Below are 6,834 nucleotides of genomic sequence, written 5' to 3'. Positions count from 1 at the left end.
TCGATGCCTGTCCGCTCCAGCCAGGCCTGCCAGTCCTCGCTGGCGGGGATGACATGGATCAGCGCGGCCCGGCGCAGGTCGACCGCCCCACCCTCGCCCGCCAGCCGCCGGCGATAGGCCGGGCTGCAGACGGGCACCAGACGCTCGCCGAACAGCCGGGTCCAGCTGGCGCCGGGGGCGGTCGCCCGGCTCATGCGGATGGCGAAGTCGAAGCCGTCGACCGGGAATCCGACCTGGCGGCGCGAGGTGTCGACGGTCACGGCGATGGTCGGCCAGCGCTCGCCGAAGCGATGCAGCCGCGGCAGCAGCCAGCGCGAGGCGAAGGTCGGGGCGCAGCTGACGGTGATGGCGCGCCGGCCGCGATGATGCGGCAGGCGCTGGGTGCCGATGGCGATCAGCGACAGCGCCTCGGCGACATAGGGCAGGTAGTCCGCTCCCTCGGCCGTCAGCGACAGCCGCCTCGGCTCGCGCACGAACAGCTCGACACCCAGCGCCTGCTCCAGCCCGACGATGCCGTGGCTGACGGCGCTGGGGGTGACGTTGAGCTCGGCGGCGGCGAGCTTGAAGCTGAGATGGCGCCCCGCCGCCTCGAAGAAGCGCAGGGACGAGAGCGGCGGCAGGCGGAGCGGCATGCCCTGAGCATAGACTGCCCGAGCCTAGGAGCGCAGCCCCCGGGCGATGGCGTCGGCGAAGGCCGCGGCGATGGTGCCGTCGGGGTCCAGCGCCGGGTTGAAGATGGTGATGTCGATCCCGGCCAGCCGGCCGCTCGCCACCGCGGCGGACAGCACCATCGCCAGCTCGTCGAAGGACAGGCCGCCGGGCATCCGGTAGTCCACCGCCGGCATCACCGCATCGTCGAGCACGTCGGCGTCGAGATGCAGCCAGAAGCCGAGCAGCTCGGGCCGGGTCAGCCAGTCCAGCGCCCGCTCCAGCCCGGCCTCCAGCCCGGAACGGCGGATCGCGGCGAGATCGAGCAGCTCGATGCCGCTGTCCTCGATCCGCTGGCTGCCGAACCGCGCGGCGTCCTCGGCGTCACGGATGCCGAAGGCCACCACATCCTCGTCGCGGACCAGCGGCCGCAGCCCCTCCGGATCCGTGACCAGGGCCGGGCCGCGGCCGGTGGCGAGCGCCAGGTCCATCGACGCCGCCTCGCCATTCGGCTCGGCCTCCGGCTGGTAGAAATCGGCATGACCGTCGAGGAAGAGCAGGCCGAAGCGGCCGCGCCGGCGCAGCGGCAGCAGGCAGCCGAGCAGGATCGAGCAGTCGCCGCCCAGCACCACCGGCACCTCCCCCGCCCCGAGCACCAGCCCGACAGCGTCGGCCAGCGCTATCGAATAGGCGGCGATGCCGGCCGGGTTCAACAGCCCGGTCGCCGGGTCGCGCCGCGGGTCATAGGGCGGCGGCTCGACCCGCCCGGCCCGGCGCGCGCCGAGCCGGTCGGCCAGCCCGGCGCCCAGCAGCGCCTCGGGCAGCCGTTCGACTCCCTTCGGGAAGAGCCCCAACACCGAGGGCGCCTCGACGATCGCGTAGCGGGGACGGGCTATGGCGGCGCCTCCTCTCCGGCTCTCGATCCTAACCGCATCCCGGCGACCCCGGTTCCCGAGCTTGACATGCAACCTAAAGGTTGCATATTAGGGTGATGCAGAGTGACGACGACGCCGTGTTCCGGGCCCTGGCGGACGCCAGCCGCCGGGAGCTTCTGGACCGGCTGCATGCGGAGAGCGGCCAGACCCTGGGTGAGCTCTGCCGCGGGTTGGCGATGACAAGGCAGGCGGTGACCAAGCACCTGGCGATCCTGGAGGAGGCCAACCTCGTCTCCTCGAAACGGCAGGGCCGGGAGAAGCTGCACTTCATCAACCCGGTGCCGATCGCCGCGATCGCGGAGCGCTGGATCCGCAAGTTCGAGCAGCCGGCGCTGGACGCGCTGTCGGAACTCAAGCAGCGGCTGGAACGGCCGGGCGGCGACGCCTGACGCCGGTCCGGAACAACCGACACAACAAGGAGCGACACCATGGCCGGAAGCACCTTCGTCTACGTCACCTTCATCCGCACCACCCCGGAGGCGCTGTGGCAGGCGCTGACCGACCCGGAGTTCACGCCCCGCTTCTGGCTGGGCGTGCATCAGGAGGCGGAGTGGCGCGTCGGCGGCGCGTGGAGGCTGATCCTTCCGGACGGCCGGGTGGGCGACACCGGCGAGGTGCTGGAGTTCGACCCGCCCAAACGCCTGGCGCTGCGCTGGCGCAACGAGTTCCGGCCGGAGCTGAAGGAAGAAGGCTGGTCCCGCTGCACCATGGAGATCGAACCGGCCGGCGAGGCGGTGAAGCTGACCGTCACCCACGGCATGGACCGCGAGGGGTCGAAGCTGATCGAGGCCATCTCCGGCGGCTGGCCGCTGATCCTGTCGAACCTGAAGTCGCTGCTGGAGACCGGCGCGGTGGTGCTGACGTCCCACCCGGGCTGACCGGAGCCGGCCCGGGACCATCCATGGTCCCGGGCGTTCGGCGGGAGCATCAGGTGCCCAGCGGCCAGCGGTCGATCACCTCATACTGGGTGAGGCCGAGCCGGCTGCGGATCAGGACGAAGTCCTTCGCCTGAAAACCGATCGGCTCGATCGGCTGCGTCGGGACCGGCTGCGGGCCATAGGACAGGGTCACATGCGGCGTGAACGTGGCTGCCGCCTTCAGGCCGTTCCGAAGCATGGCCGCGCCGAGGGTGCGGAACAGCATCATCAGGGCCTCGCCGCCGTCGCCGAGCAGAACCAGCGGCCGCCGGTTTTGCTTATGCGGCGCGGGTTCGAAGCTGTGCACGGCGCGGAGCCAGATGTCGAACGGTGTCGACATCACGGCCTTCGCAGCCAGGCGCGCCGCATAGACCGCCTTGCTTGGCAGGTGCGGATAGTCGCCGACATGGTGCAACGACATGTGCAGGCGGTCTCGCCTAAGCCGTGATCCGTTCAGGCGATGCTGGAGGAAAATGTGGTCGCCGAACCGCATGACCCTGCCGCCAGCCACCTCGTCCGGCATCATGCAGAAGAATAACCGATCCCGGTTCAGGCCACTTTGATCGTAGAAATCGAAGACGTGCTGCATATCCAGCCTCCTGGAGTGAGCTCGCCTTCCGCTTCCCTTGGTTATCGATGTTGAAAAGAAATTAGAACATAACAAGAACATTTGCAAGCCCTTGGAATCCAGCACCCGTCATCGCGAGTGAAGCGAAGCAATCCAGGGGACTCGCATCAGCCCTGGATTGTCTCGTCGGCTTCGCCTCCTCGCGATGACGGCGAGGATCAGGCGGCAGCCCTAAGGCAGCAGCACCGTCGCGCCGGTGGTCTCGCGCGCTTCCAGCCGGCGATGCGCCTCGGCGGCCTCGGCCAGGGGCAGGCGGGCATGGACCGGCACCGTCACCGCGCCGCTCGCGACCACGTCGAACAGCTCCCGGCTCATCGCCAGCACGTCCTCGCGTTTCTTGAGATGCTCGAACAGCAGTTGCCAGGTGGCGAAGAGCGAGCCCTTCCGCATCAGCAGGGTGATGTCGAAGGGCGGGATCGGGCCGGAGGCCGAGCCGAAGCTGACGAAGGTGCCGAAGGGCCGCAGGCTGTCCAGCGAGCCCTCGAAGGTCGCCTGCCCGATGCCGTCATAGACCACGTCGGCTCCCCGCCCGCCCGTGATCTCGCGCATCCGCGCCACGAAGCCCTCGTAGCCGATCGCATGATCGGCGCCGGCCTCACGCGCCAGCGCGGCCTTCTCCGGCGAGCCGACGGTGCCGATGACCGTGGCGCCGAGATGCTTCGCCCATTGCGTCAGGATCAGCCCGACCCCGCCCGCCGCCGCATGCACCAGGATGGTGTGGCCGGGCCCGACCCGAAAAGTCCGGCGCAGCAGGTACTGCGCCGTCAGGCCCTTCAGCATCATCGCGGCGCCGGTCTCGAAATCGATCGCGTCGGGCAGCGGCACCAGGAAATGCGCCGGCACGATGCGCTGCTCGGCATAGGCGCCCAGGGTCTCGACATAGGCGACGCGGTCGCCCGGCGCGAAGCCGGTCACGCCCGGCCCCACCTCCAGCACCTCGCCGGCGCCCTCATTGCCCGGAATGAAGGGCAGGCCCGGCGGCGCATAGGCGCCGCTGCGGAAATAGGTGTCGACGAAGTTGAGGCCGACCGCCCGGTTGCGGACCAGGACCTCACCCGGGCCGGGCCGGCCGATCCCGACCTCCTCATGGCTCAGGACCTCGGGGCCGCCGTGGCGGTGAACGCGGATCGCTTTCATGGACATCTCGCTGCGTTGCGGATGCCCGGGAGATGGCTCGCGCCGGGATATGGTTGTAGCCTGATATCGGCAACATCAGAGTTCAGCGAAGATGATATCCGAGCAGATCGGCCTCGACCTCCTCCGCACCTATGTCGCGGTGTGCCGGCAGGGCAGCCTGAGCAAGGTCGCGGCCCACACCGGCCGCACCCAGTCGGCGCTGAGCATGCAGATGCGGCGGCTGGAGGGACTGCTGGAGCGGCACCTGTTCCAGCGCACCGGCCGCGGCGTGGTGCCGACGGCGGAGGGCGAGATCTTCCTCGGCTACGCCACCCGCATGCTGGCGCTGGGCGACGAGGCCGCGGCCCGGCTGCAGCAGAAGGAGCTCCGCGGCAGCGTGCGCATCGGCCTGTGCGAGGAGGTGGCCACCACGGCGCTGCCGGCCGCGCTGGGCCGGCTGCACCGCGCCTATCCCGACATCCGCCTGGACGTGGTGGTCGAGCACGCCGTCGCGCTGGGCAAGCTGTGGGGCGAGGACGGGCTGGACATCATGCTGGGACCGACATCGGTGGTGACGGCCGATGCGCTGGTCACCTGGACGGTCGAGCTGCAATGGGTCTGCGCCCCGGACGTCACCCCGGATCCCGACCGGCCGCTCGACCTGGTGGCCTTCACCGCGCCCTGCCTGTGGCGCCGGCGCATGCTGGAGGCGCTGGCCGAGGCAGGGCGGGAGCATCGCGTCACCTTCACCAGCCAGAGCGTCACGGCGCTGCAGGCGGCGGTGGAGAACGGGCTGGGCGTCGGTGTGCTGCCGCCCGATTCCATCCGCCCAGGCTCGATGAAGCTGCTCAAGGCCGGAGTGCCGGGGCCGCTGGCCGCCCAGTACGGCCTGTTCGCCCGCGACCGCCGGCCCTCGGTGGTGGAGGCCGCGATCGCCGTGCTGCGCGAGGGCCTGCCGGCGGCGTCGCGGCCCTGACCGTTACCCGGCCCGGCCGATGGCGTCGAGCTCGGCCATGGTCTCATCCGAAAGCACCAGCTCCGCCGCCTTAAGGTTCTCGCGCAGATGGGCGGGCGACGAGGTGCCGGGGATCAGCAGGATGTTCGGCGCGCGGTGCAGCAGCCAGGCCAGCGCCACCTGCCGCGACGTCGCGCCCAGCCCCTCGGCGATCCGTGACAGATCCACGGACTGGATCGGCGTGAAGCCGCCCAGCGGGAAGAACGGCACATACGCGATCCCCTGCCCCGCCAGCTCGTCGACCAGAGCCTCATCCTCGCGCTGCACCAGGTTGTACTGGTTCTGGACGCAGACGATCGGCGTGATCCGCCGCGCCTCGGCCAGCTGGGCCGAGGTGACATTGCTCAGGCCGACATGGCGGATCAGTCCGCGGCGCTGCAGCTCGGCCATCGCCGTCACCTGCGGTTCGATCGAGCCTTCGCTGGGGCTGTGGATCGAGCCCATGATCCGGAGATTGGCGATCTCCAGCACGTCGAGGCCGAGATTGCGCAGATTGTCCCGCGCGCCGCGCTGGAGATCGGCCGGTTCCTGCGCCGGGATCCAGGAGCCGTCATCGCCGCGGACCGCGCCGAGCTTGGTGACGATCGTCAGGCCGTCCGCATAGGGGTGCAGCGCCTCGCGGATGATCTGGTTGGTGACGTGCGGGCCGTAGAAGTCGCTGGTGTCGATGTGATTGACGCCGGAGGCCACGGCCTCGCGCAGCACGGCGATCGCCGCGTCGCGGTCCTTGGGCGGACCGAACACGCGGGGGCCGGCCAGTTGCATGGCGCCGTATCCCATGCGATTCACATGGCGGCCGGCGAGCGGAAACGTACCTGCGGCGGAAGCAAGCTTTGACATGAAAGTCTCCTTGGAAGGGGCACCAGCCACTATGCGCGCCACTCGCCTGTTAGATAATCCCCCGCAATATGCACGGGCTGTGCAAGGGATTAAACAATGACCGTGGAGATCAACGATCTGGCCGCATTCGTGGCGGTGGCCCGCGCCGGCGGCTTCCGCGACGCGGCGCGTACCAGCGGCGTTTCCGCTTCGGCGCTCAGCACGGCGGTACGGCGGCTGGAGACACGCCTTGGCGTGCGGCTGCTCCATCGCACCACCCGAAGCGTCGCGCCCACCGAAGCCGGCGAGCGACTGCTGGAACGACTGATGCCCGCGCTTGCCGACATGGAAGCGGCACTGGACGTGCTCAATCATTTTCGCGATCGCCCCGCGGGCAGCTTGCGCCTGAACGTGCCGGCCGGCGTTGCACGCACGGTATTGCCGCCGATCCTGTTTCGCTTTCTCAAGCAGTACCCCGACATCCGCGTGGAGATCACCGTCGAAGACAGCTTCGTGGATCTTCCATCGGCCGGTTGCGATGCGGGCATCCGCTACGACGAGCGCCTGGAGCCGAACATGATCGCCACGCCGATCGGCCCGCGCGTGCAGCGCTTCGCCACGGCCGCCTCACCTGCCTATCTGGACGTCCATGGTCGCCCGCAGCATCCGCGCGACCTGCTCGAGCATGCCTGCCTGCGCGGTCGCTTTGCCGGCGGCGCCATGCCCACCTGGGATTTCGAACACAAGGGCGAGCTG

Annotated in this window: 9 protein-coding genes; 4 read left to right on the top strand and 5 right to left on the bottom strand. The window is 69.8% G+C overall.

Translation table 11 applies throughout. The annotated features are described in order from the left end of the window. Positions 1-632: LysR family transcriptional regulator (locus ABDW35_RS28715; RefSeq protein ID WP_343717276.1), on the bottom strand; the 632-nt coding region annotated here is incomplete at its 3' end. A gap of 24 nt (positions 633-656) precedes the next feature. Continuing rightward, on the bottom strand, positions 657-1,505 hold the full coding sequence (locus tag ABDW35_RS28710) for an arginase family protein (RefSeq protein ID WP_343717275.1): 849 nt from the start codon (positions 1,503-1,505) through the stop codon (positions 657-659). Between the two features lie 134 nt (positions 1,506-1,639). On the opposite strand from ABDW35_RS28710, the gene ABDW35_RS28705 reads away from it, so the two are divergent. After that, a complete protein-coding gene (locus ABDW35_RS28705) occupies positions 1,640-1,972 on the top strand; it encodes a metalloregulator ArsR/SmtB family transcription factor (RefSeq protein WP_343717274.1) in 333 nt (110 codons plus the stop codon). 39 nt (positions 1,973-2,011) lie between these two features. Next, a complete protein-coding gene (locus ABDW35_RS28700; protein ID WP_343717273.1) occupies positions 2,012-2,461 on the top strand; it encodes an SRPBCC family protein in 450 nt (149 codons plus the stop codon). 49 nt (positions 2,462-2,510) lie between these two features. On the opposite strand, the gene ABDW35_RS28695 is transcribed toward ABDW35_RS28700, so the two are convergent. Both ABDW35_RS28695 and ABDW35_RS28690 read right to left on the bottom strand, forming a co-directional pair. Further along, a complete protein-coding gene (locus ABDW35_RS28695; RefSeq protein WP_343717272.1) occupies positions 2,511-3,089 on the bottom strand; it encodes a 2'-5' RNA ligase family protein in 579 nt (192 codons plus the stop codon). 210 nt (positions 3,090-3,299) lie between these two features. Beyond that, complete coding sequence (locus tag ABDW35_RS28690; protein ID WP_343717271.1) at positions 3,300-4,271, bottom strand: quinone oxidoreductase; 972 nt, start codon at positions 4,269-4,271, stop codon at positions 3,300-3,302. An 85-nt stretch (positions 4,272-4,356) separates the two neighbouring features. Here ABDW35_RS28690 and ABDW35_RS28685 point away from each other — a divergent pair, with 85 nt between their 5' ends. Next, entirely contained in the window at positions 4,357-5,220 is an 864-nt protein-coding gene (locus tag ABDW35_RS28685) for a LysR substrate-binding domain-containing protein (RefSeq protein ID WP_343717270.1), read from the top strand. Between the two features lie 3 nt (positions 5,221-5,223). Here the strand turns inward: ABDW35_RS28685 and ABDW35_RS28680 are convergent, their stop codons facing one another. Continuing rightward, on the bottom strand, positions 5,224-6,099 hold the full coding sequence (locus tag ABDW35_RS28680; RefSeq protein WP_343717269.1) for an aldo/keto reductase family oxidoreductase: 876 nt from the start codon (positions 6,097-6,099) through the stop codon (positions 5,224-5,226). 96 nt (positions 6,100-6,195) lie between these two features. Here ABDW35_RS28680 and ABDW35_RS28675 point away from each other — a divergent pair. Continuing rightward, the coding region (locus tag ABDW35_RS28675; RefSeq protein WP_343717268.1) for a LysR family transcriptional regulator at positions 6,196-6,834 on the top strand (639 nt) is incomplete at its 3' end.

It is taken from the genome of Inquilinus sp. (assembly GCF_039594555.1).
GTDB lineage: Bacteria > Pseudomonadota > Alphaproteobacteria > DSM-16000 > Inquilinaceae > Inquilinus.
This window is presented reverse-complemented; position numbering and strand designations above follow the sequence as displayed.